20 protein-coding genes and 1 pseudogene are annotated in these 23,259 nt (G+C 64.9%); 9 read left to right on the top strand and 12 right to left on the bottom strand.

Annotated elements, in window-relative coordinates:
- Positions 1-62: 62 nt before the first annotated feature.
- Together ACLBKU_RS07200 and ACLBKU_RS07195 are read right to left on the bottom strand one after the other, a co-directional pair.
- Complete coding sequence (locus ACLBKU_RS07200; RefSeq protein ID WP_410178843.1) at positions 63-2,279, bottom strand: GumC family protein; 2,217 nt, start codon at positions 2,277-2,279, stop codon at positions 63-65.
- A 2-nt stretch (positions 2,280-2,281) separates the two neighbouring features.
- On the bottom strand, positions 2,282-2,908 hold the full coding sequence (locus tag ACLBKU_RS07195; protein WP_410178842.1) for a polysaccharide biosynthesis/export family protein: 627 nt from the start codon (positions 2,906-2,908) through the stop codon (positions 2,282-2,284).
- 370 nt (positions 2,909-3,278) lie between these two features.
- Here ACLBKU_RS07195 and ACLBKU_RS07190 point away from each other — a divergent pair, with 370 nt between their 5' ends.
- From ACLBKU_RS07190 to ACLBKU_RS07175, 4 genes and pseudogenes are all read left to right on the top strand, one after another.
- Positions 3,279-3,869, top strand: coding sequence for a hypothetical protein (locus tag ACLBKU_RS07190; RefSeq protein ID WP_410178841.1), 591 nt, complete (start codon positions 3,279-3,281; stop codon positions 3,867-3,869).
- Between the two features lie 390 nt (positions 3,870-4,259).
- A complete protein-coding gene (locus ACLBKU_RS07185; protein ID WP_410178840.1) occupies positions 4,260-4,403 on the top strand; it encodes a hypothetical protein in 144 nt (47 codons plus the stop codon).
- Positions 4,404-4,865: 462 nt separating this feature from the next.
- Positions 4,866-6,009: pseudogene (locus ACLBKU_RS07180) on the top strand (IS3 family transposase).
- 301 nt (positions 6,010-6,310) lie between these two features.
- Entirely contained in the window at positions 6,311-6,802 is a 492-nt protein-coding gene (locus ACLBKU_RS07175; protein ID WP_410178839.1) for a hypothetical protein, read from the top strand.
- Positions 6,803-7,030: 228 nt separating this feature from the next.
- On the opposite strand, the gene ACLBKU_RS07170 is transcribed toward ACLBKU_RS07175, so the two are convergent.
- The gene (locus ACLBKU_RS07170; protein ID WP_410178838.1) at positions 7,031-7,495 is read right to left on the bottom strand and encodes a helix-turn-helix domain-containing protein; all 465 of its coding nucleotides are present in this window, start codon (positions 7,493-7,495) and stop codon (positions 7,031-7,033) included.
- A 150-nt stretch (positions 7,496-7,645) separates the two neighbouring features.
- Complete coding sequence (locus ACLBKU_RS07165; protein WP_410178837.1) at positions 7,646-7,807, bottom strand: hypothetical protein; 162 nt, start codon at positions 7,805-7,807, stop codon at positions 7,646-7,648.
- A 232-nt stretch (positions 7,808-8,039) separates the two neighbouring features.
- On the opposite strand from ACLBKU_RS07165, the gene ACLBKU_RS07160 reads away from it, so the two are divergent.
- Together ACLBKU_RS07160 and ACLBKU_RS07155 are read left to right on the top strand one after the other, a co-directional pair.
- A complete protein-coding gene (locus ACLBKU_RS07160) occupies positions 8,040-8,501 on the top strand; it encodes a MarR family transcriptional regulator (protein ID WP_410178836.1) in 462 nt (153 codons plus the stop codon).
- A 353-nt stretch (positions 8,502-8,854) separates the two neighbouring features.
- A protein-coding gene (locus ACLBKU_RS07155) for an IS3 family transposase (protein ID WP_410179012.1) occupies positions 8,855-10,026 on the top strand; the annotation gives its coding sequence in 2 pieces (ribosomal slippage) (positions 8,855-9,107 and positions 9,107-10,026; 1,173 coding nt in all).
- A 24-nt stretch (positions 10,027-10,050) separates the two neighbouring features.
- Here the strand turns inward: ACLBKU_RS07155 and ACLBKU_RS07150 are convergent.
- Complete coding sequence (locus ACLBKU_RS07150; protein ID WP_410178835.1) at positions 10,051-10,590, bottom strand: hypothetical protein; 540 nt, start codon at positions 10,588-10,590, stop codon at positions 10,051-10,053.
- 193 nt (positions 10,591-10,783) lie between these two features.
- Entirely contained in the window at positions 10,784-12,025 is a 1,242-nt protein-coding gene (locus ACLBKU_RS07145) for a tyrosine-type recombinase/integrase (protein ID WP_410178834.1), read from the bottom strand.
- Between the two features lie 443 nt (positions 12,026-12,468).
- On the opposite strand from ACLBKU_RS07145, the gene ACLBKU_RS07140 reads away from it, so the two are divergent.
- A complete protein-coding gene (locus ACLBKU_RS07140) occupies positions 12,469-14,646 on the top strand; it encodes a TonB-dependent receptor (RefSeq protein WP_410178833.1) in 2,178 nt (725 codons plus the stop codon).
- A 67-nt stretch (positions 14,647-14,713) separates the two neighbouring features.
- On the opposite strand, the gene ACLBKU_RS07135 is transcribed toward ACLBKU_RS07140, so the two are convergent.
- The 3 genes from ACLBKU_RS07135 to ACLBKU_RS07125 form a co-directional block, all read right to left on the bottom strand.
- Complete coding sequence (locus ACLBKU_RS07135; RefSeq protein WP_410178832.1) at positions 14,714-15,889, bottom strand: saccharopine dehydrogenase family protein; 1,176 nt, start codon at positions 15,887-15,889, stop codon at positions 14,714-14,716.
- 349 nt (positions 15,890-16,238) lie between these two features.
- Positions 16,239-16,793 carry a dCTP deaminase gene (gene dcd / locus ACLBKU_RS07130; RefSeq protein ID WP_410178831.1) on the bottom strand — a complete coding sequence of 185 codons (555 nt, stop codon included), beginning with the start codon at positions 16,791-16,793 and terminating at the stop codon, positions 16,239-16,241.
- 136 nt (positions 16,794-16,929) lie between these two features.
- Positions 16,930-17,676: an endonuclease/exonuclease/phosphatase family protein gene (locus tag ACLBKU_RS07125; RefSeq protein WP_410178830.1), complete on the bottom strand. Its 747-nt coding sequence runs from the start codon at positions 17,674-17,676 to the stop codon at positions 16,930-16,932.
- Between the two features lie 70 nt (positions 17,677-17,746).
- On the opposite strand from ACLBKU_RS07125, the gene ACLBKU_RS07120 reads away from it, so the two are divergent.
- A complete protein-coding gene (locus ACLBKU_RS07120) occupies positions 17,747-18,322 on the top strand; it encodes a chlorite dismutase family protein (protein WP_410178829.1) in 576 nt (191 codons plus the stop codon).
- On the opposite strand, the gene putA is transcribed toward ACLBKU_RS07120, so the two are convergent.
- Positions 18,319-21,447: a bifunctional proline dehydrogenase/L-glutamate gamma-semialdehyde dehydrogenase PutA gene (gene putA / locus ACLBKU_RS07115; RefSeq protein WP_410178828.1), complete on the bottom strand. Its 3,129-nt coding sequence runs from the start codon at positions 21,445-21,447 to the stop codon at positions 18,319-18,321. The two genes, ACLBKU_RS07120 and putA, sit on opposite strands and share 4 nt — an antisense overlap.
- 148 nt (positions 21,448-21,595) lie before the next feature.
- Here putA and ACLBKU_RS07110 point away from each other — a divergent pair, with 148 nt between their 5' ends.
- Positions 21,596-21,883, top strand: coding sequence for a YciI family protein (locus ACLBKU_RS07110; protein WP_410178827.1), 288 nt, complete (start codon positions 21,596-21,598; stop codon positions 21,881-21,883).
- Here the strand turns inward: ACLBKU_RS07110 and ACLBKU_RS07105 are convergent.
- Together ACLBKU_RS07105 and ACLBKU_RS07100 are read right to left on the bottom strand one after the other, a co-directional pair.
- Entirely contained in the window at positions 21,880-22,170 is a 291-nt protein-coding gene (locus ACLBKU_RS07105; RefSeq protein WP_410178826.1) for a hypothetical protein, read from the bottom strand. The genes ACLBKU_RS07110 and ACLBKU_RS07105 overlap by 4 nt on opposite strands.
- The gene (locus tag ACLBKU_RS07100) at positions 22,167-23,219 is read right to left on the bottom strand and encodes a DUF475 domain-containing protein (protein WP_410178825.1); all 1,053 of its coding nucleotides are present in this window, start codon (positions 23,217-23,219) and stop codon (positions 22,167-22,169) included. Before ACLBKU_RS07100 ends, ACLBKU_RS07105 begins: the two co-directional genes overlap by 4 nt.
- Between the last annotated feature and the right edge of the window lie 40 nt (positions 23,220-23,259).

Below are 23,259 nucleotides of genomic sequence, written 5' to 3'. Positions count from 1 at the left end.
GACTGGGCCTATTACCGGTCTCGTGAAGGTCGATCAGGTCACGAGGGTGCCCGTCGAGTGGACTACTGGCGCGGACCGTACTGGTAGTAGGTGTACTGGTAGTCGTAGGCCTGGCCGGCTTCGAGAGCGCGGTACTTGCTCAGGACGGCGCCGATGACCTTGCCGCCCGCCGAGGTGAGGCGTCGGACCGCGGTGCGCGCGCGGCTGAAGGGCAGGGTGTTGGCTTCGAGCACGAAAACCGTGGCGTCGACGAGGCGCGCGAGCATGGGCGCGTCCGCCAGACCCATCACCGGGCAGGAGTCGAAAACCACCAGCGAGTACTTGCCGCGGCATTCCTCGATGAATTGCTCGAATTCCCTGGAGGCGAGGATTTCCGTCGGACTGGGCGGCAGCTCTGCCACCGGGAGAATGTGGAGGCCCTCGTGCACGCCGCGTACGATCGCGTCCTCGAGCGGGACGTGGCCCAGCACGACTTCGACAAGCCCGACCTTCGGACGCTCGAGCCCAAGCAGCTTGGAGACCGACGGGCGACGCAGGTCTGCGTCCACCAGCAGCGTCTTGCGACCGAAGTTGGCGAACATCTCGGCGAGCACCACAGCGGTCGTCGACTTGCCTTCGCCTGCCTGGCTGCTGGCCACCTGGATCACGTTGCTGGTACGCGGAAGCGAGAAGTCGATCGCCGCCCTGATCGAGGAATAGGCTTCCATCAGTGCGCTGAAGCGGTTCGAGCTCTGCAGCGTGAGATCGCGATCGGCCACGTGAGGAGTGTGGCCGAGGAACGGCAGGGCGAGCTTGTCCTCGACGTCTTCGAGCGAGCGGATGCGGTCGTCGAAGGTTTCGCGAAGGACCGCGAGGCCCACAGCGAGGGCGATGCCGATGGCGAGCGCGATGGTCATGTTGCGCAGCAGGTTCGGCGAATAGGGGGAAGAGGGCACGGTTGCAGTATCGAGCATCTGCAAGGTGTCCGGGTTCACGTTGGCGGCGCTGTTGACCTGGTTGTAGCGGTCGAGCAGCATCTTCAGCTGGTTGCGCAGTGCCTCGGCTTCGCGATCGAGCACGCTCAGCTGCACCTTTTCGTCCTGCTCGCCCAGCGTCGCACCGGTCAGCTGCTGGAGCTCGGCGGCCAGTGCGTTCTCTTGATTGCGGGCAATCGTGAGCTGGTTGCGGATGTTCGACTTGATGTCGGCCGCGCTGCGTTCGAGCTGGCTGTTGATGGTGTCGATCTGCGCGCGCAGATTGGCGATCTGCGGAAAGTCGTCATTGTAACGCTGGCGCAGTTCCGCAAGCTGGGCGCGCTTCTCGGTCAGGTCCGCGAGAAGTTGCTGCAACGACTGGCTGTTCTGGACTTCAGGAAGCTGCGAAGCGGGAAGCGACTGAACCGTGCGCCAGCGCTGTTCGGCGGCGATGCGATCGGCGCGGGCCTCAATAAAATCCTCGTTGATGGACGCCAGCTTGGTGCCGATCAGCGTCGTCGCCGAACTGGCATTCTCCGCCTCGTTCGGCCCGTTGAGCGGCTGGACGATGATGCCGCGGGCACGGGCATATTCGTTGGCCGCCTGTTCAGCATTCTGCAGCCGGACCCGCGTCTCTTCGATCTGGCCCGAGAGATAGGTCAGCGCGTACTTGCTGCTCGCAACCGAGGCCCGGGTGTCCGAGGCGAGAAAAGCGTTCGCGTAACCATTGGCGATCTCCGCAGAGAGGACCGGGTTCTCGGAGCGCACGCCGATATCGATGACCAGGCTTCCGGGGGTCGACTTGACGTTGAGGCTGCTGATGAGCGCCGAGACTGCGGCCTGACGCTTGGATTCGCGCCATTGCTGGTCGGTCAGTCCGGGTGCACGGGACTTGTCGATGTCCTTGCCCAGCAGGCCCTGCCGCTGATCGAGCTTGAGATCATCGACCACGACCCCCGCAAGCTGACGGCTGCCGATCCGCTGGATCATCGTCGCGATGTACTTGTCCACGAGCTGAGTCGGGACCGCCCTGTCGCTCTGACCTTCGACGACCTCCTCGTTGAAGGGTTTGACGCTGACCTTCGCGGTGGCTTCGTATCGGGGGGTCATCAGCAAGGTCACCATCAGGCCGAGCGTGACGGCGGCAAACAGGACGCCCGCCACCAGCCAGCGCTGGCGGTACAGGATACCGCGCACCATGCTGATGTTCAGAAACTGCGGGGGTGCCACCTTCTGCACCGCCGGGAGCTGGTCGGGCATGTAGACGTCAAGCCACGTGCCGCGTCCGGCCGGCTCGGGGTTACTCATGATGGGACGCTCGGTCATGTTCAGTTCCGTATCGCCGCTGTTGCAAAGACGCCGAAGGCGGGCAGAGCCTTGAGCGCGTCCTCCCAGAACTGGGAGAGGCCGTCGGTGCCCATCACCACGCGGTCGCCCGGCTGTAGCACCGGGTCGAGCATGGTCCCTTGGCGGATCTGTTGGTAGTCGAACTTGGCAATCATGATGCCTTCCGGTGTCTCCCGGAAGACAGCCAGCTGCCGCTCCTTGGCGACCCGCCGCGGCCCGCTGGCCAGTGCGAGCGCGGTCGAGAGGCGCGCGCCCGGCTGGAACGCGTAGACGCCCGGCTTCTCGACGGCCCCTTCGACAGTGACGAGGTGAGAGGCGTATTCGGCGATGTTGACGCTCACGATCGGGTTCTTGAGGCCGGCCGCGGCCAGGCGCCGGGTGACATCCTGCTCGAACTGCTTGGCGGTCATGCCCGCCGCGGGGATCGACCCGACCATCGGCAGCGACACGTTGCCCTCGACGCCGACACGCACGCTCTCGAGCGAGAGGTCCGGTTCGCGAAACACGACGACGGAAAGCTCGTCAGCAGGGCGAATGGCGTAGGTTGTCGGGCGGGCGATCGTGTAGTCGCTCTGACCCAGTTCTGCCGAGGGCTCTGTGGCGGCCATGCCGATCACCGGTTCCGGTGTAGAGCCACAACTTGTCAAAGAGGCCGCTCCAGCGACCAAAAGGGCGGCGCCCAACGCGCGACGTGCCATCATAATCTTGTTTCTCCCCCGCATCGGTCCTCGCAAGGCTTAGCCGCAGTGTTTTCGCAGTGCAACATGTATGAGGGCCAAACGCGATGGCAGTTGAAAGCCGAACCCTCTTGCGCCCAAGCGGCGGCTTCTGGGCAGGCTTCGACCTTGCCGGACCCGTGCTTGTCCAAATCCGAGTTTATCGTCGCGATGGGCAAGGAGGAGGCGCACGGGTTCAAGAGGCTTGCATCACTATCGTCCGGCGATAAATCGTGAGCACTGCATACCCGGACGTACAACGATGCTCCGGGCCGAGATCGCGATCATCACAATCAGGACGCAAATGCATATGTCGGCTGCACCATCGACGTTAAGTCTTATCGCAGCGATGTTCTATTGCGCTGTCGCCGCCTTGGGCGGCCTCGCCCTCTTTCGAGCGATAGTCCAGCAACAGTTGCCGTGGCATCGATGGGGGTGGGCAATGGTTGTCGCGTTGTTCGTTGTTTTGGCGATCGTTCGCGTGTTTTCCGTCGAGGACTGGATCCGCGGTGACCTGCGTGAGGTTCTGATCCAGGGGAAGGCGTATGACACCCGCAGGGCGGTGCAAGGGCCACTGTCTGCGATCCTGTTCCTGATCTCCGCAGCAGGTTTTGCCAGCCTGTTCTATTACATCAGAAGGGGCATCGAAGGGCGGCGCAATGTGGCTATTCTGGCTGCGCTCGGTTGTACAAGCGGCATGCTCCTTCTCTTCGGGCTACGGATTGTCTCGCTGCATTCGGTCGACGCTCTTCTGTTCGGGCCTCTCAAGCTCAACTGGTTCCTTGATATCGGCCTGAGCGCGACAGTCGCAATTTGCGCGGTTCGCTATCGTGCGGTGGTGCGGCGCAAGTAGCGCTGCGCCAGAATGGCGCCTCCCTCCGGGTCGGGCTTCATCGAAGTAGCGTATGTCGCTGCGCGTCTGCGAAACTACGGCCTGCGCCGGCCGAATTGCAGGCGGCGCTCCGTCTCTTCTCCGCTGTGCACAATATCATCCATGAACTTAACCAATGCCATTCCGATAGACGGACGCACGTAGGCCATTTGGACGGTAAATGAAGACTAGGGCCTCGCGCTAAACGATTTCTGTCTGGACTGCTCCGCCGTGGACTGCGATTTTCAAGAAACCTTCCGGTTGCTGGCAGGCAGGGGTGAGGGGACCGAAACGATCATCGAGACTGATCTTGAAAGGGTCTGGGCGTGTGCGATCCCTGTCAGGGCGCTCAACGTTCAGATATGAGTGCAAGTGGAACTGGTCGAACTGATCCCAACGTTGATCGGCGACACATCCAAGTTGGTGCAAGTGAATGAACGCGACCGCCAAACGGAACTCACAGCTGCGCTACAAGTGACGATGTGGCATCTGCGCATCACTTCGGAGAATCAGTGAACCCACGAAGTCCCGCCAAGATACGAAATGGCTATGGTCGCCGGCGAGTAAGCCGAAGACACGATCGATCGAGCATGGGGAATTCCGTTCGAGCGGCGAGAATGGCTGCAGCCAACCCTCTTCGTTATGTAATCACGAATTCCCGCGTCGACGTGGCCGCGACTCGGGGTTTGGGACGATGCTTCTCGCTGTGTTACGCGAAGTATATGACCGCCATCGCATCTGCTTTAGCCACCCGGTGTTATTGATCAACGGGCGTCAAAACGAAGGATTTGCGGGTGCCAGTCGCCAGTCATATCTTCGTTGGAGTTCCTCGATTGCGTTGTCCGTAAGCATCGGCCAGTTCGCGACAAGGCTCTCGAAAAGATTACCTTGGCCCCGTCGGTTGTTATACCTGGTGACGTGCTCCCCTGAAATGTGACCGCTTTTTGGTAGAGTCTGACGCCAAGGAGTCGGACGGATATGAAGCGAAGCAGGTTCACCGAAGAGCAGATCATTGCGATCTTGAAGGAGCAGGAAGCGGGCATGGCGACGGCGGAGGTCTGCCGCCGTCACGGGATCAGCTCTGCGACGTTCTACAAGTGGAAGTCGAAGTTCGGCGGGCTGGAAGTGTCCGAGGCCCGGCAGCTGCGGTCGCTCGAGGAGGAGAACTCGCGGCTGAAGAAGTTGTTGGCCGAGGCCATGTTGGACAATGCCGTGTTGAAGGATCTGGCATCAGAAAAATGGTGACGCCCTGCGCCAAGCCGTCGCCCATGCCCGGGAGCATCACGGGGTGAGCGAGCGTCGGGCGTGCAAACTGGTTGGTGTGAGCCGCAGGGTGATCCGTTACGAGCCGACAAAGCCGGATGATGGAGCGCTGCGGCAACGGCTGCGCGAGCTGGCGGCTGAGCGTCGCCGGTTCGGCTATCGCCGCCTGGGCTATCTGCTGGCTCGGGAGGGCATCACACCCAACCACAAGAAGCTGCTACGCATCTACCGCGAGGAAGGACTGCGGGTGCGTCGCCGTGGTGGCCGGAAACGGGCGTTGGGCACGCGCAGGCCGATGGTGCTGCCGGACGGCCCGAACCAGCGTTGGTCGCTCGACTTCGTCTCCGACAGCCTGAACTGCGGTCGGCGCTTCCGTATCCTGTGCGTGGTCGATGACTTCACGCGCGAGTGCCTGGCGCTGGTGGCTGATACGTCGCTGTCCGGAGCTCGGGTAGCGCGGGAACTGACCATCCTGATGGGCAGCCACGGCAAGCCGCACACGGTGGTCAGCGACAACGGCACCGAGCTGACCTCGTCGGCCATCCTGCGCTGGTCACAGGAGCGGCGGGTCGAGTGGCACTACATCGCACCGGGCAAGCCGATGCAGAACGGCTTCGTCGAGAGCTTCAACGGCCGACTGCGCGACGAATGCCTCAACGAGACCCTGTTCACCTCGCTGTCCCATGCCCGGTTCGTGCTGGCCGCCTGGCGGCACGATTACAACACCGTCAGGCCACACTCGAAACTGGGCGGGAAGACCCCCGCCGAGATCGCCGGCCAACGTGTCTGGGGGCATGCCCCCAGACACGTTGCCATCCAATCAAACAACCATCATGAAGGAGCGAGACTCTACCTCTGACTGGTAACAATCAGGGGAGCACGTCACCGGCCTTGGCCCCAAGCTGATCCTGATGCTTTAGCCGAGGCGGCCGCGACCACTGCGCTCGGCTACGGCCGCTGCTTGCGCCTTCGCTGCCGCTAGTTTCATTCCGTAATGAACGGGAAAAGCAAAGCAATTCGGTTATGATAATCGTTTGCATAGGTAGCATCACTTAACGACGCTCTGTCCAATCCGTGTCAAAACCTTAGGCATAACTTAGATTAGGAAACTCTACAGGGTTCGGGCGGGAGGGGACCGCAATGAGCGATGTAGGAGCAACATGGTGGGCGCACAGCAATCGAGAATATTTTTCCGGCCGCAGCACTCCGCGGGCAATGGCAATCATGAATCGAGCTTGGATTATGCCAGTGATGGCAGAGGCACGGCCGCGCTTCGGCGGGACGTGGCGATGAGCGCCCACGACGAGTATCGCGACACACTGTTGCTGATCGAAAGTGCCGAGCAAGAACTGAAGCGCAGGCGGTTACGCATGCGCTTCCTGCCCGCGGAACTGTTCGGAGAGGGCGCCTGGGCGATGCTGCTCGATCTCTTCATCTGCGAGCATCGTGGCAAGCTGGTCTCGACCACAAGCTTGTGCCTCGCTTCCGATGTGCCGCCGACGACCGCTTTGCGTTGGCTGGACGTTCTTGAATGCAAGGGTCTCATCCGGAGAACCGGAACCGTGAAGGATCGGCGCGTCAAGCACGTCTCCCTCACCCAGGAAGGACACGTCGCACTGCGTGCGATCCTGACTTCCTTCGGAGGTAGGTGATAGTACGTATGACTGGAATCTAAAGGCGTAAGGTGTATACTCCCCTAAATGCACCCCGAGCAGCGCGATCAGATCCAGCGTCTCATCGATGAGTTGTCTGCTTGCGGGCACCTCATCGCGGCCGCTCACATGCAGGCTGCACTCGACTGCCTAATCCAACCGGCGACGTTGGAACGCTGACAGGCGCGGTCCGAGGCAAAACGTTGGCAATCCGGCTGCTGCGCCAAATCAGGCCCCGATGTCCTCGAAGTAATCCGTGAGGCTCTTGTAAGCCTCGGGGGTCAGCCGCACGAAGCGTCTCCGGTGATCATCGGGATCGACGGCGGAGCAGACGAGGCCTCGACGTTCGAGCTGCTTGAGCCAGCGATGTGCGGTGGTTGCGGGCGCCCCCGACCCCAGGCTCACGCTCTTCACGCTCATTTCGTCGTGACGGTGCTGATGGATGAACAGATCGAGAAGCATGTCCCAGGCCGGTTCGCCAAAAATGCTGGCCGAAAATGCGAAATGCTTCGAGCGGGCACGGCGGCTCTCAAACACCTGGACCGCCGCGTTGTAGGCGGCATCCAATCCCGTCACCCTCTTCGATTTCTGGTCGTCCGGCGCACTCCCGAGCGTTTTGCACCGTAATTCGTCGATCGTGCTCTGTGCTTGATCGACTAATTCCGAGAGCTTCTTGATGGTCTCGTGAGGCATGGCTTACTCCTTGCGACTCAGATCCCGAGTTGGATATAGCGCGATTTGCGAGCTAACGCCTTGTATAAATAGACAGCGTGTCGCCTAACTTTTCTGGCAGTGTGCTAATTTCCGACACCTCGTAGTCGGCAATTGCACTTTGTGCGCCGGTCAGGCCCACCGCCGCTCGGCCCGGGCAAGCACCTCGTCGATCCGGTTATCTGTAAGGATCTTATCCTCATCGCCGCCCAGGCCTTCCGCTCGAAAAGTCAGCAGCTCCACGCCGAACCACGACTTCAGCTCCTTCACTCTATCTGCGAGGCTATCGGTCATCTCTCGACCCAAAAGCGGTCGTTCACGATCGCCAACGATGATGTCTGCTTCCGCCGAAAGGCGGGTCTCGCCCTTGCAAAGAAGGGCAATGCAGCCGAGGGGGCTTCTGCCGCCCCGATCCAGATGTCCGCCATGTGTCGGACTTCGGCCCATTGGTTCCCGATTTCCTCACTTTGGCTATTCAGAGGGAATCCTTACTGTTATAGCGGCGGCGAGAGGCGGGGGTAGAACCTTGAATGCGGAGACGATAAAGAAGTTGGCCCGTCAATTTGACGAGGCACAGGTTACATTAGATGAACTTCGCCGGGATAGCGGTTGCGAGACCTTCGGGTGCAAACCCGCTGCGCCTCAGGTCCGTCATCAAACCGCATTGGAAGCGGCGCTGATGGCGTACCAACAGAGGCGATCACGTGCAAAGCATCTGCAGGATCAAGAGATCTTCGGTGAACCTGCATGGGACATTCTGCTCGACCTTTACGCTCACCAAGCCCAGAATGAGCAGGTGTCGGTCAAGAGCGCATGCATTGGATCTGGTGCACCTGCAACAACCGCATTGCGTTGGCTGAGCGTCCTTGAGGCCAAAGGATTGGTTCGCTCCTTGGACGATCCTAGTGACAATCGACGGCGGCTTATCCGCCTCACGCCTGAAGGCTATGAAGCGATGACCCGTTACCTCAATGAAATTGCAAGATAGCGAGGGTTATCCGGGATACGCGCTGCGCACGTTTCGTGGGAGCGAGTGGTTCAGGTGGTTGGAGTGCTCATCTGTAAAGCGATAACTGGGCAGCCGCCAAAGCAGGACCGGGGCTACCAAGGGCGCCGCAGACAATCGGTACGGTGGCAGCTGATCACGCAACCACCCTTAAATCATCGGAAAGAGCGATTCGTCGCAAGCCGCGCTAGAATGCTCGCCTGATTTTCAACGGGCCGGGCTGACTGATGTTTGAGGATGCGCCACCAGCAATTGCCGTCCTTGATCTTTCTTGACGTGACCCCCTGATTTTCCTCCACGAGCGATTAGAGTCTGGCCTGAAGGAAGGACAGATGATGAAGCGTGTGAGGTTTTCGGAGGAGCAGATTATCGGGGTGCTGAAGGAGGCGGAGGCGGGCGCGAAGACCGCTGATCTGGCCCGGCGGCACGGGGTTTCGGAAGCAACGATCTACAACTGGAAGGCCAAGTATGGGGGGCTGGAGGTGTCCGAGGCCCGCCGGCTGCGGGAGCTTGAGAGCGAGAACGCGAAGCTGAAGCGGCTGCTGGCCGATGCGATGCTGGACAACGTCGCGTTGAAGGATCTGCTTTCAAAAAAGTGGTGACGCCCGTCGCGAAGCGAGAAGCTGCCGCTCATCTCCAGGCGTGCCACGGGATGAGTGAGCGGCGGGCGTGCCGTGTCATCGATGCCGATCGCAAGAGCGTGCGTTACCGTTCCGCGCGGGACGATGATGGTGCGCTTCGCGAGAAGCTGCGCGAGTTGGCCAACCAGCGGCGTCGGTTCGGCTATCGCCGTTTGCATATTCTGCTGCGCCGAGAGGGCGTGATGATCAACCGCAAGAAGACCCAGCGGCTGTATCGTGAGGAAGGGCTTGCGGTAAGGCGACGACGCAGCCGCAAGCGCGCTGTCGGCACCAGAGCACCGGCTCCGGTGCTTGCCCTGCCGAACCAGCGCTGGAGCCTCGACTTCGTTCATGACCAGATAGCCTCTGGCAGACGGTTCCGGGTGCTTAACGTGGTCGATGATGTGACCAGAGAGTGCCTGGCAGCGGTGCCGGACACCTCGATATCCGGTCACCGTGTGGTGCGCGAGCTGGCCCAGCTGATCGCCCAGCGAGGCAAGCCCGGCATGATCGTCAGCGACAATGGCACCGAGCTCACCAGCAATGCCGTCCTGGCGTGGTGCGGTCAGATCGGGGTGGAGTGGCATTACATCGCTCCCGGCAAGCCAATGCAAAACGGCTACGTCGAGAGCTTCAACGGTCGCATGCGCGACGAGCTGCTCAACGAAACCTTGTTCATGAGCCTTGCCCATGCCCGGGTCGAGATCGCGGCTTGGGTCGAGGATTACAACCGGGAGAGACCGCACTCGGCCTTGGGATACGCTACACCGGCGGCGTTCGCCGCCGAACTGAACAAGCAATGGCCTGCTTCGCTCCGCCCTTCGGGCTCCGCTACGCAGCCCATTGCTTCAACCGCGCCGATGCGCAAAACAACCGCCCGGCTCTAATCCCAGCCGGAGGAAAGCTGGGGGTCACGTCATTCTGATCCGAAATCGCTTTCGTCGGTGCTGGAAGCCGCAAACGATGCGATCCTGATCACTGAAGCTGAGGCCTGAGAATCTCTTCATCCGCGAATTGTATATGCGGACGAAAGCTATACCCTCATGTCGGGCTGCCGCGCGATAGCGCATCGCTGTGGTCGACAGCGATCGGCTGTTCCCGGCGATGGCACTCCGCTGCTTCTCGATTTCGTCTTCGAGCGACCGGATCGAGTTCCGGCTCGGATGCTGGACCTCCTTGCCGGGCGCTTGGCAAAGGAACAGTTCCGGCAGCGGCTTGCCCCGAATGGGAGGCGCAGCATCCTCGCGAATTGGCTTGATCAGGGGCTCCCCATCACAGGCGGCGAGATGGCGCCTCGGGAGATCGATCAAGGTGACAATCATCTGATCCTGCATTCTTCGGACGACCCAGCCGCTCGTCCGTTCAAGCTCTCTTGCTGAGCGACAGGCGGGCAGTAGCAGCTCGGCGTTTGCGGACGTGTGGTCGACGTCCCTGTGCGCAGTCTTGCGCACTGCAATGGCGTCCTTCCGACACATCAAGCGGCAATAAGTTCCAGCAGCGACATGCAACCATCAGTCCGCCTCAAATCATCGTTCGAACCCTTTATTATGAAACTAGCGCTCAGAGAAAGGGTGAGTTGACCGAAGTTACCGACCTTTGCCGTTCGAAGTGATTATCGCTTTATCTCCGAATCCTATCACTCTGTTACTTCTCCGATCCGGTGAGTAGACTGGCAATATGATCCGCAACCGCGGTTGCTGCGGCTCGAAGCGGCTCATCGATGTGGATGTATCTTTGCGTGATGCCTCGCGAGGCATGTCCAAGGAGCGCGGCAATGGTGAGTTCCGAGTAACCGAGTCCGCCAGCAACGCTAGCGAAGGTATGCCTGAGGACATGTGGGGTGACGTTTTCGATTCCTGCCCTCAAACAAATGCGATCAAGCACACGCACAACACCCATAAAGTGGCCCTCTCCCCAATCAGCCGGGAAGAAGAATTTCGATCCCAAATCAGGTTGGGCCTTCAGAAGTTCAACAGCAGCTTGGCCAATAACGCGCCGCTGTGCTCCGGTCTTGGTCGTCGCAAAATGGACGGCGTTCTCTTCCTTGAGCAGCCAAGCCCGTTCAAGACTGAGTGCTTCAAGGCGGCGGAAGCCAGTTAGGAGTAGCAGTCTGATCACGGCAAGTCCCTTGGGATGCTCGCGATCAGCCTCCGCCTCCCTCAACGCTGTGCCGAGAGCGCGCAGCTCGCTCTGGGAAAGCCATCGCATCTTCGGTGTACTTGCCAGACGCCTGACACCGCGTGCGGGATTCTTCTCTATCTCCCCCAACCTCACGGCATGTTCGAGAATCGAGTGGAGCGTAGACATCGTGCGGGACGCGACTCCCTCTCCGCCCTTGGTCGCACCACCTCGGCTACCTGCGCGAGGTCTGGAGGTTACACCCGCTGAGATGTCAGCCTGAGCCGCTTCGATGTCGCCGAGCTTGAGTGTTTCGATCACGCGGTGACCTAGGAGGGGTCTGATGTGCGCTTCGATCCGGCTGCGATCCATAGCAAGTGTGGAGGCCTTTATTGGCTTCCGACTTCTGCCAATGATCTTGCCGGCGTCAGCTCGTTCAAGATACCAGTCGCAGATCTCGCCGATCGTATGGCCGCGCACCTGCTTGATTTCTGCAACTGGATCCGCGCCCTTTGCGACGTCCCCGAGCATAACGCGGGCGCTGCGTCGGGCCTCCTCGACGGTCATGAGGCCGAAACGGCCAATTACCTTTCGGCGGCTCTGGCCGGCGGGATTCCGGTACTGCACAACAAAGCTCTTGGTACCCTGATATCCTACCGAGACGCCGAAGCCGCGCAGCTCCGAGTCCCATACGAACTGACTCGAACCTTTGATCGCATCTTTGGAAGGTTTGAGAGCTTCTACGAGGCTCTTTGTGATTTTGGGCATGTCTTCAGTACCTTGGCGCAGAAGCGGGAAATCTGCTTATTTTTGATGCGACAGTGGCCTGATTCGCTTCCTTTGTAAGCTTCTCAGATCAAGAGCTGGCGTAGCGAAGAGTACCATCGACATGCCTCTGAGGCAACTTTCTCTATCTAATTGAGCTAGTTGTGGTGTTGTAGCGCAAGATCCGAAAGCGTGGCGAAATTGCCTCGGGCGAATTGCCAAGGTTGGGGTCGAGGGTTCGAATCCCTTCGCCCGCTCCAGTCTCCTTCGTCAGATGCGGCAATCCGGCCCGGTCGCGGCAGCGGCCCGGGCTCTTCTCGCGAGCGCTGCTTGCGGGCATGTCGTTCGTCGCATCCGCTCGGCATCTTCTCATTTTCGGGCTTGCAATCCGCCGGCATCGCGCTAGCGGCGTGATACGTTATCACATACAACTCGGACCCTCACCGATGAACAACCGCACCACCCGCCTTGCCTCCTCGCGCCTCGCTGTCGCCGCCGTGATCGCCGCCTGTGCCGCGGTCCCGGCGCAGGCGGACGAGCCGCAGCAGCAGCCCGCCGACGCCCCGGCCCCGCGAGTCGAGGACGATCTTCACAACAACGACGACCAGCCGCTCGGCAACATCATCGTCAGCGCCAACGGCCTCAAGGAGCTCGACCTCCTTGCCGGCACCAGCGTGCTCGGCATCGAGGACGTGCAGCGCGGCGCCGTCACCGGCCAGATCGGCGACCTCCTCACCAAGGTCCCCGGCGTATCGGCGACGAGCTTCGCCCCCGGCTCCTCGCGGCCCGTGCTGCGCGGCCAGCAGGGCGAGCGCGTGCGGGTGCTGGTCGACGGGATCGGCACCTCCGACGTCTCGAACACCTCGGTCGACCACGCCACCACCATCGAGCCGATCACCGTCGAGCGGATCGAGGTGCTGCGCGGCCCGGCGGTGCTGCTCTACGGCAGCCAGGCGATCGGCGGCGCGGTCAACGTCATCGACAAGCGCATCCCGACCCGCATCCCCGACGAGCCGATCCACTTCGACGCGCTGGGCGGGGTGGACACCGCCACCAACGCCCGCAACGGCTCCGCCTCGCTTGACGTGGGGCTGACGAGCAACCTCGTCGCGCATGTCGACGGCTCCTACCGCAAGTCGGACGACTTCGAGATCGGGGGCTTCCAGGTCGCGCCCGCCCTGCGCGCCGATCTCCTCGCGGACGCCGCTGAGGAGCAGGCCGAGGGCGAGCTCGACGAGGCCGCCGAACTGCGCGCAGCCGCCAACCAGCGCGGCAAGGTGCCCAACTCCGCGGTCGAAAGCTGGACGGTGAATGCCGGCCTCGGCCTCGTCCTTGGCGAGAGCACCTTCGGCGCGTCGATCGGCTGGTACGACACGAATTATGGCGTTCCCACCCGGCCGGGCGCCGGCCACCATCACGGGGAAGAAGAGGGCGGCGAGGAAGAAGGCGGCGAGGAACTCGTCACCATCGGCCTCGAGCAGTTCCGCGCCGATTTCAAGGGCGACATCCACCTCGGCGAGGGCGCCTTCGAGCGGCTCAAGCTGCGCGCGGGCTATTCCGATTACACCCACACCGAGTTCGAGGGCGACGAGGTCGGCACGGTGTTCGATTCGACCAGCCTCGAGGCCCGCGCCGAGCTGGTGCAGAACCCGGACGGACGCCTGCGCGGCTCGACCGGGGTGCAGTACCAGCACCGCGACTTCTTCGCGGTCGGCGCCGAGGCCTACATCCCGCCGAACCTCACCGACCAGGTGGCGCTCTTCACGCTCCAGGAATACGGCACCGGCCCCTTCCAGGTCGAGGCCGCCGCGCGCGCGGAGTTCACCAAGGTCAAGGCCCGGACGCTCGGCATCGAGCGCGACTACGACACGCTCTCCGGCGCGCTCGGCCTCGTCTACGAGGGTGTCCCGGGGGTGCGCCTCGGCATCAACGGCTCGCGCGCCGAGCGGGCGCCGAGCGCCGAGGAGCTGTTCTCCGACGGGCCGCACATCGCGACCCAGGCCTTCGAGATCGGCGACGCGGACCTCGACACCGAGCGTGCCTGGGGGCTCGAGGTCTTCGCCCGCGGCGATATCGGCGCCGGCACCTTCAACCTCTCCGCCTACCGCCAGTGGTTCGACAACTACATCTACCTCGAGGAGACCGGCGAGGAGGAGGACGACCTGCCGGTGTTCCAATACCTCCAGCAGGACGCCGACTTCTGGGGCTTCGAGGCGGAGCTCAGCTACCCTGTCGTCGACACCGGCAGCTTCAAGCTGCTCGCCGACCTCAACGCCTCCTATGTCGAGGCCGAGCTCGCCGACGGCACCGCGGTGCCGCGCATCCCGCCGCTCAGCCTGCTCGGCGCGCTCGAGGCGCAGACCGATGCCTTCGACGTGCGCGGCGAGGTGCAGTGGTCGGCCAAGCAGGACCGGGTCACCACCTTCGAGACCCCGACGGACAGCTTCACCCTCGTCAACGCGCTGGTCGCGTGGCGCCCCTTGCGCGACAACCGGAACGTCACGGTGCAGCTCGCGGCGGACAACCTCTTCGACGTGAACGCCCGCCGCCATGCGAGCTTCACGAAGGACTTCGTCCCGCTCGTCGGACGCAATTTCCGCGCGAGCGTGCGCCTCAGCTTCTGAGGCGGCACTCTCGGCAGAGGGTCGCAGGAGGGGCAGTCGGGCCCAGACCCGGCTGCCCCTTCGCGTGTCAGGCCTCCACCGCGAAGCGCAGCTCCGCGTGCTCCTCGAGCCGCTGCACCAGCGCCTCGCCGAGGAAGGCGCCCGGAGTCCCGATTCCGCCCGGCTTGTCGCACGACAGCAGCGCGATCCCCGTCTCCGAGAGCATCCGGCTCGTCGACCCGTAACCCGGATCGTAGCGGCCCTTGACGGCGAACTGGAGCCGCTGGCCGTCGTCCATGTCGGCGACGAAGACGATGTCGTAGAAGCCGTTCTCGCGTTCCTCCTTGCTCGGCCCCTCGCCGGGCTTGGGGGGCTTGGCGCCGAAGGGGTTCTTCATGAACTCGAGCGCCGCCTGCGCCGCCGCCTTGCCCGCCTCGCCGGGGCTGGTCAGCACCATCTCGTCATAGCGGAAGTCGGTTCCGTAGGGGTGGCCGAGCAGGAAGTTGGTGCGGTGGACGTTCTTGGTGTTGATCGGCGCCATCACGAAGGGCGCGGACCACTTGCCGAGGTCCTCCTCATACGAAGGGATCATGCCCGAGGGCTGGTCCGGTCCCGCAAAGCCCGGGGTGAGCGCGAAAGGGTTCCTCAGCACGTTGATCAGCGAGGGGCTCTTCGCCGCCGCCTTCATCGTCGCCCCGAGGCTCGCCGCGGTGCCGCCCGAGAAGGTGCCCTGCATCGCCCGCACGCGGCCGCGGATGCGCGGGGCGGGCCTGCCGAAGCGCTCGACGCAGGCCTTCTGGGTCATCATCACCCCGAGATCGAAGGGGATGGAGTCAAAGCCCGACGAGAAGCAGATGCGCGCGCCGCTCGCCTCGGCCGCGGCCTGATGCTCGGCGATCTTCTCGGCCATCCAGCCGGGTTCGCCGCAAAGGTCGGCATAGTCGGTGCCGGTCGCGACGCAGGCGGCGACGAGCCGGTCGCCGTAGAGCTGGTAGGGGCCGACGGTAGTGAGCACGACGCGGGTGCGCTCGCACATCGCGCGCAGGTCCTCGTCGCTGTCGGCATCGGCGACCACCAGCGGGGTCGCGGCGGGCGCCTTGATGAGGTCGCGCACCTCCTCGAGCTTGGCGAGGCTGCGCCCGGCCATCGCCCACTTGGGGCCGTCCTCGCGCGCGCCGTAGGCTTGCGCGAGATATTCCGCCACCAGCCGCCCAGTGTAGCCGGTGGCGCCATAGACGATGATGTCGAATTCGCGGGTGCTCATGTCAGGTTCCTAACTCCGTTCGTGCCGAGCTTGTCTAAGCACTCTCCTTCTTCTTGCGTGTTCAAGAGGAAAAGCGGGGCTTCGACAAGCTCGGAGCGGGCGGCAAGCGGACAAAGCGGACACCCTGTCCGCTTGCCGCATGGCGACGAAAGCCAACGAAGCGAACCACTTGCGCAGGATCGGGCAAGGCGGACGGACACGGGTTGCTGAGCGAAAACACGGGCGAGGGCCTCCCGGAGGGTCGATCCGGCAAGGCTAGCCCATCACGCTGCGGGTAGGAAAGCTGCCCGCAGCCGATCTCCCCTCCCGCTCGCGGGTGGGGGCGGCAGTGGGCAGGCGGCCCCCGGCCCTAGAGCCGCGGCAGGGTCACCCCGCGCTGGCCCATGTATTTGCCCGCGCGGTCCCTGTAGCTCGTCTCGCAGCGCTCGTTGCCCTGGAGGAACAGGAACTGGCACGCCCCCTCGTTGGCGTAGATCTTCGCCGGGAGCGGGGTGGTATTCGAGAATTCGAGCGTCACGTGCCCCTCCCAGCCCGGCTCGAGCGGGGTGACGTTCACGATGATCCCGCAGCGCGCATAGGTCGACTTGCCGAGGCAGATCACCAGCACGTCCTCGGGCACGCGGAAATATTCGACCGTGCGGGCGAGCGCGAAGGAATTGGGCGGGATCACGCAGACATCGGTCTCGCGGTCGACGAAGGAGTTGGCCGCGAAGTCCTTGGGATCGACCACCGCGGAATCGACATTGGTGAAGATCTTGAACTCGGGCGCGACCCGCGCGTCATAGCCGTAGGAGGAGAGCCCGTAGGAGATCACCCCGTCGCGCCGCTGCGCCTCGACGAAGGGCTCGATCATGCCATGCTCGAGCGCCTGCGCGCGGATCCATTTGTCGGAGAGAATCGCCATGCGGCAAGGGATTCCCGATGCCGGGCGGCGGGGCAAGGGTCGGGCGCGGACATATCCCCCTTCCCCGTCCCGGGCCCGACCCGTGACCCCGCTTCCTTTCAGGGGCGCCGCGTCGAACAGGCAGCGGGGCCCCGGGTCAGGCCCGGGGCGGGGGATCAATTGCGGTGAGGGCAAACTCCGCCCACACCGGCAGGTGATCCGATGCGACGGTCGCCAGCGCGCTCCTGTGCACGCCGCAACCGGTCACCGCCAAGCGCTCGCAGTGGAGGATGCGGTCGAGCCGGCCGAGCGGGCGCCGGCTCGGGAAGCTCGGGCCGGGGTCGAGCAGGGTGAAGTGCTTGCCGAACTCGCGGAAGCAGCCTGCCACGGAGCGCCATTCGTTGAGGTCGCCCATGAGCACCACCGGGCCCTCGGCGCGCGCCGCCTCGCCCAGCGCGGCGATGGTGCGGGCCTGCCGCACCCGCCACAGGCCCGACAGGTCGAGATGCATCCCGAACAGCGTGACGCTCGCCCCGCCGATGCCGAGCGTCGCGCGCACCACCCCCCTCGGCTCGAGGCAGGGGATGTGAAGGACGTCGTGGCTCTCCACCGCGATCCCGCGCCGCACGAGGATCGCGTTGCCGTGCCAGCCGAGCGAATCGTGCTGCACGTCGAGCGGCACCGGGAGGTAGTCGGTGTGCCCCTCGATGAGGAAGCGCGGCAGCACGCTCGCCCGGGTGCCGAAGCGCAGGTCCGCTTCCTGCAGGGCGACGATGTCCGCCCCCACCTCGTTGAGAACATTGAGGATGCGGGCGGGATCGCGCCTGCGGTCGGTGCCGACCCCCTTGTGGATGTTGTAGCTCGCGACCCTGAAGGCGGCGGGCGGGGGTGCGGCGTCGGGCATCGCGGAGAGGATACAGGCCGCCGCGCTTATTCGATAGAGCGCGGGGCACGGCTCGTCGCATCCTCGCGTCATGAGCTACGGCGCGCGTGTTCTCTATGCCTTCGACGGCGGGGCCCGGGGCGACTGGGCGGTGACTGCGATGACGACGCTGACGGGCGAGAGCCTGCCGGCGGTCGCGGCGCTCTCGGTGCGGCAGGGCAGCTGGATGGAAGCGGGCGGGGCCGAGGCGCCGGAGCCTGTGTGGAGCCTGTGCGGGGTCGCGAGCCACCTGCGCTACACGCTGCGCGCGGAGTTCAGCGAATTGTCGGCGCGCGGCAGCCCGCTGGGGCGCGGCGAGGCGCGGCGCGCGGCGCTGATCCCGATCTCGAAGAGCGAGGCGTGGTGGGCGCTCGCGCAGGACGAGCGCCGCCGCATCTACGAGGAGCAGTCGCGCCACACGAGCATCGGGATGGAGTATCTCCCCCAGATCGCCCGCCGGTTGCACCACGGTCGGGACTTGGGCGAGCCCTTCGATTTCCTCACCTGGTTCGAATTCGCCCCCGAGCACGAGAGCCTGTTCGACGATTTGCTGGTGCGGCTCAGGGCAAGCGAGGAGTGGACCTACGTCACCCGGGAGATCGACATCAGGTTGAGCCGTGTGGATTAGCCCGCTGCGAGCAGGCTCGCGTTGCCGCCGGCCGCCGTCGTGTCGATGGTGGTCACCCGCTCGGTCGCGAAGCGCGCGAGGTAGTGGGGGCCGCCGGCCTTGGGACCGGTGCCGGAGAGGCCCTCGCCGCCGAAGGGCTGGCTCTCGACCACCGCGCCGATCTGGTTGCGGTTGACGTAGAAGTTGCCGACCCGCGCGTGGGCCTCGACGAAGCGCCGGGTCTCGGCGATGCGGCTGTGAAGGCCGAGGGTGAGGCCGAAGCCGGCCCTGTTGATGTCGGCGACCACCTTGCCGAGCTCGCCCGCCCTGAAGCGCGCGACGTGAAGCACGGGGCCGAAATTCTCCCTCGCGAGGTCGGCGATGGAGGCAATTTCGATGATCGTCGGCGCGACGAAGTGGCCGGTGGCCGGGGCGCCGGGCAGGCGTTCGACTGTCAGGCCCCTGGCGATGCAGTCGGCGACGTGCGCCTCGAGCAGCGCCTTGGCCTCGGCGTCGATCACCGGGCCGACATCGGTCGCGAGGGCCGCCGGGTCGCCCACCTTGAGCGCCGCGAAGCCGCCGCGGATCATCTCGAGCACGGGCTCGGCGATGTCCTCCTGGAGGTAGAGCACCCTGAGCGCCGAGCACCGCTGCCCCGCGCTCTGGAAGGCGCTGCCGAGCACGTCGCGCACCACCTGTTCGGGGAGCGCCGAGCTGTCGACGATCATCGCGTTCTGCCCGCCGGTTTCGGCGATCAGGGTCGCGATCGGGCCGTCGCGGTTCGCCAGCGCGCGGTTGATCGCCCGCGCCGTCTCGGTCGATCCGGTGAAGGCGACGCCTGCGAGCCGCGGGTCGGCGGTGATCAGCTGGCCGACCTCGCCCGCACCGGGGAGGAGCTGGAAAGCCTCGGGCGGGATGCCCGCCTCGTGGCACAGCTTGACGGCGAGCGCGGCGATCAGCGGGGTCTGCTCGGCGGGCTTGGCGATCACGGCGTTCCCCGCCGCGAGCGCGGCCGAGGCCATGCCGATGAAGATCGCGAGCGGGAAGTTCCACGGGCTGATCGTGGCGAACACCCCGCGGCCGTGGAGCCGCAGCAGGTTCTCCTCGCCGGTCGGCCCGGGGAGGACCGTCGGCTCGGCGAACTGCCGCCGCGCCTCGGCGGCGTAGTAGCGCAGGAAATCGACCGCCTCGCGCAGCTCGAGCACCGCATCGAGCAGCGTCTTGCCCGCCTCGCGCTGGCAGAGGCTCAGGAACTCGGCGGTGTGCGCCTCGAACAGGTCGGCGGCGTTCTCGAGCAGCAGCGCGCGCGCTTCGCCGCCGAGCGCGTCCCAGCCGGGCTGGATCGCCGCGGCGCGGGCGAAGGCGGCGTCGACCTCCTCAGGCGTGCCGTCGCGGCGGGTGCCGACGATGTGCGAGGGGTCATGCGGCGCGGTGACCTGCACCACCTCGCCCGCCAGGGCCGCGGGGAAGGTCGGCTCGGCGCGCCAGTGGACGCCCTCGATCAGCTTCAGCCGCGCGAACAACGGTTCGCGCACCAGCGGGTCCGAGAGATCGATCCCGGCGCTGTTCTGGCGCCGCCCGAAGATCGCGCCGGGCAGCGGGATCGCCGGATTGCGGCGCGGGCTCATCGCGGCGAGCTCCGCCACCGGATCGCCGACCAGCTCTTCCGCAGGCACGTCGGCATCGCCCATGCGGTTGACGAAGCTGGTGTTCGCCCCGTTCTCGAGCAGGCGCCGCACGAGATAGGCGAGCAGCTCCTTGTGCCCCCCGACCGGCGCGTAGATCCTGACCGGGGTCTTGCGGTTGCCCTCGAGCGCGTGGAGCGCGTCGTAGACCTCCTCGCCCATGCCGTGGAGGCGCTGGAACTCGAAGGGCCGCCCGGCGCTCAATTCCTTGATCGCCCCGATGGTATAGGCGTTGTGCGTGGCGAAGGCCGGGCGGATCACGTCGGCGTGCTCGAACAGCCGCGCGGCGCAGGCGAGGTAGGAGACGTCGGTCGCGACCTTGCGGGTGAAGACCGGATAGTCGGTGTAGCCCCCGACCTGCGCGAGCTTGACCTCGCTGTCCCAGTAGGCGCCCTTGACCAGCCGCACGAACAGCTTGCGGCCATGCCGGCGGGCGACCTTCCCCGCCCAGTCGCACACCCACAGGCCCCGCTTGGAATAGGCCTGGATGGCAAGGCCGAAGCCCTCCCAGCGGCTGCCGTTGGGGCGGCGGAACAGGTCGTCGTCGGCGACCAGCTCCTCGATGATGTCGAGGCTGAGCTCGAGCCGTTCGGCTTCTTCCGCGTCGATGGTGAAGTGGATGTCGGCATCGCGCGCCTTCGCGGCGAGATCGCGGATCACCGGCACCATCGCCGCCTTGGCCTCGTCCGCGTGAAAGAAGGTGTACTTGGGGTGGAGCGCCGAGAGCTTGACCGAAATCCCCGGCGAACCCGCGACCCCGGCTCCCGCCTCGCGCGCCAGCCGCTTGAGCGCGGTCTCGTAGGCCTGGCGGTACTTCTCGGCATCGGCGAAGGTCATCGCCGCCTCGCCGAGCATGTCGAAGGAGTGGGTGATCCCCCGCGCCCGCTCCGGCGCCGCGCGCTTCAGCGCCTCGTCGATGGTGCGGCCGAACACGAACTGGCCGCCGAGGATCTTCATCGCCTGGCCGGTCGCGGTGCGGATCACCGGCTCGCCCAGGCGGTTCATCGCCCGCTTGAAGGCGCTCCCCAGCCCCTTCTGCCGCGCGTCGGGCGGGTCGAGCACCTCGCCGGTCAGCATCAGCGAGAAGGTCGCGGCGTTGACGAAGGTCGAACTGCTCTCGCCGAGGTGCTCGCCCCAGTCGATCTGGCCGATCTTGTCCTTGATCAGCGCATCCGCCGTCGCCGCGTCGGGCACCCGCAGCAGCGCCTCGGCAAGGCACATGAGCGCGATCCCCTCCTCGGTGTCGAGGCCGTATTGCTGGAGGAAGGCGTCGATCCCGGAGGCCTTCTTGGCCCGCGCGCCCTCGATGAGGCCGATCGCCAGCCGCGCCGCCGCGTCATGGACCCGCGCCGCGGGCGCCGCCTGCTCCAGCCGCTCGGCGATGCACGCCTCCTCGTCCTGGCGATAGGCGCGACGCAGGTCGGTGCGGTCGATCGGCGGGACGGGGGAGTAATCGGCCATCTGGTTTCACCTGCAACGATTCGGGGGTCGAGGCGGCCCTCTGAACCCGCCGAGGCTGCGCTTCAAGCGCGCTCTTTGCAACGGCTCGCCTTGATCGCCGCGGCACACGCGGTTAGCCTTGCGCGGGCGATTACCAGGGGCCTCGACGATGCGGATGTTCTGCTTCCACTGCCGCGACGGAGAGGACGGGGGCCGCCTGCGCGCGATCCACCGGCCCGCGCATCTCGAGTTCATCCACGCCAATGCCGAGCACTTCGTGATCGTCGGCCCCCTGATGCGGGCGGACGGCCTCATCATCGGCTCGCTGCTGATCGTGAAGGCCGAGGACGAGGCCGCCGCGCGCGCCATCCTCGCCGACGATCCCTACCTCACCGGCGGGGTGTGGCAGCTGATCCGGGTCGACGAGTTCAGCCCGCTGCTGGGCGACTGGGCCTAGAAAACCGCGCCTGCCGCCGCGTAGCACACGGGGCCGCTGAGCAAACCGACGAGCGGTCCGTAGGGACGCTTGCGCATCGCGAGCACCACGCCCGCCAGCCACATGAGGGGCGCGATGACGAGGTAGGCGAAGACCTCACGGCGCTTCTCGATCTCGCACAGCCGGGTCGCTGCGGGCGTGTCGGACGACGCCCAGCAATCGCCCATCAGCAGCAGCAAGCCCGAGAGTGCAGCGAGCACCAGCCCCGCCGCCAGAATCGCTGCGGCAAGCGCGCCCGCCCGGGTCACGCCAGCGCATCCTCCGGGTTCTCGCCAGCGTGCGCCCTGTTCCAGCGCACCGAGGACCAGAAGGCGAGCCCGATCAGCACCGCGCCGATCAGCCCGGTGATCGCCTCGGAGATGTGCATGAAGGTGTTGAGGTACATGATGACCGCCAGCGCGATGATCGCGTAGAAGGCGCCGTGCTCGAGGTAGCGGTATTCGCTCATCGTCCCCTTGTTGACGAGGAAGATCGTCATCGAGCGCACGAACATCGCCCCGATGCCGAGCCCGATGGCGATGACGATGAGGTTGTTGGTGAGCGCGAAGGCACCGATCACCCCGTCGAAGGAGAAGCTCGCGTCGAGCACCTCGAGGTAGAGGAAGGCCCCGAAGCCCGCCTTGGCGACGTCGCCGGCGGACGGCGTGGGCGGTTCGAGCAGGTGGTTGACGATCTCGACCGCGAGATAGGTGAGCAGGCCGGCGATGGCGGCGACGAGGAAGGTGTGCGACTCCTCGACAGGGAGCACGCTCGCTACGCCCCAGGTCCCCGCCAGCACCACGCCGATCGCCAGCGCCTCGATGTCCGCGACCTTGGAGAGCGGGCGCTCGATCGCCTCGATCCAGTTCACCTCCTTGTCGGAATCGAAGAAGTACTTGAGCCCGACCATCCCGAGAAAGGCCCCGCCGAAGCCCATCAGCCCGACATGGGCGCTCTCGACGATCGCCTGGTATTGCCGCGGCTCGTTGAGCGCGAGGTTCAATGCCTCGACGGGGCCGAGCGAGGCTGCGACCATCACGATCACCAGCGGGAAGACGATGCGCATCCCGAACACCGCGATGGCGATCCCCCAGGTGAGGAAGCGCCGCTGCCAGACCGGGTCCATGTCCTTGAGGACCGAGGCGTTGACCGCCGCGTTGTCGAAGCTGAGCGAGACCTCGAGCACCGCCAGCACCGCGCAGATCCACAGGATCCCGAGCACTCCGTCGAGCGTGCCGGTCAGCGCCCAGCCGTACCATCCGCCGAGGCCGAGGCACACCAGGGTGAACAGCAGCGAGCCGCCGAAATGCTTGAACATCGATTATCCCTAACAGTCTGACGGCACGCTCTTAGAGCGG

The organism is Erythrobacter sp. NE805 (assembly GCF_046452355.1).
Taxonomy (GTDB): domain Bacteria; phylum Pseudomonadota; class Alphaproteobacteria; order Sphingomonadales; family Sphingomonadaceae; genus Erythrobacter.
Note: the sequence above shows the minus strand (reverse complement) of the source record. Positions and strands in the feature narration are given on the sequence as shown.

Excerpts from the sequence above, each read along its gene's own strand:
- ACLBKU_RS07120 (WP_410178829.1), top strand. The coding sequence starts at position 17,747 with ATGAGCTACGGCGCGCGTGTTCTCTATGCCTTCGACGGCGGGGCCCGG.
- ACLBKU_RS07165 (WP_410178837.1), bottom strand. The coding sequence starts at position 7,807 with ATGACCGATAGCCTCGCAGATAGAGTGAAGGAGCTGAAGTCGTGGTTC.
- ACLBKU_RS07100 (WP_410178825.1), bottom strand. The coding sequence starts at position 23,219 with ATGTTCAAGCATTTCGGCGGCTCGCTGCTGTTCACCCTGGTGTGCCTC.
- dcd (WP_410178831.1), bottom strand. The coding sequence starts at position 16,793 with ATGGCGATTCTCTCCGACAAATGGATCCGCGCGCAGGCGCTCGAGCAT.
- ACLBKU_RS07125 (WP_410178830.1), bottom strand. The coding sequence starts at position 17,676 with ATGCCCGACGCCGCACCCCCGCCCGCCGCCTTCAGGGTCGCGAGCTAC.
- ACLBKU_RS07175 (WP_410178839.1), top strand. The coding sequence starts at position 6,311 with ATGGTGGGCGCACAGCAATCGAGAATATTTTTCCGGCCGCAGCACTCC.
- ACLBKU_RS07135 (WP_410178832.1), bottom strand. The coding sequence starts at position 15,889 with ATGAGCACCCGCGAATTCGACATCATCGTCTATGGCGCCACCGGCTAC.
- ACLBKU_RS07195 (WP_410178842.1), bottom strand. The coding sequence starts at position 2,908 with ATGGCCGCCACAGAGCCCTCGGCAGAACTGGGTCAGAGCGACTACACG.
- ACLBKU_RS07110 (WP_410178827.1), top strand. The coding sequence starts at position 21,596 with ATGCGGATGTTCTGCTTCCACTGCCGCGACGGAGAGGACGGGGGCCGC.
- ACLBKU_RS07140 (WP_410178833.1), top strand. The coding sequence starts at position 12,469 with ATGAACAACCGCACCACCCGCCTTGCCTCCTCGCGCCTCGCTGTCGCC.
- ACLBKU_RS07200 (WP_410178843.1), bottom strand. The coding sequence starts at position 2,279 with ATGACCGAGCGTCCCATCATGAGTAACCCCGAGCCGGCCGGACGCGGC.
- ACLBKU_RS07190 (WP_410178841.1), top strand. The coding sequence starts at position 3,279 with ATGCTCCGGGCCGAGATCGCGATCATCACAATCAGGACGCAAATGCAT.
- ACLBKU_RS07145 (WP_410178834.1), bottom strand. The coding sequence starts at position 12,025 with ATGCCCAAAATCACAAAGAGCCTCGTAGAAGCTCTCAAACCTTCCAAA.
- putA (WP_410178828.1), bottom strand. The coding sequence starts at position 21,447 with ATGGCCGATTACTCCCCCGTCCCGCCGATCGACCGCACCGACCTGCGT.
- ACLBKU_RS07170 (WP_410178838.1), bottom strand. The coding sequence starts at position 7,495 with ATGCCTCACGAGACCATCAAGAAGCTCTCGGAATTAGTCGATCAAGCA.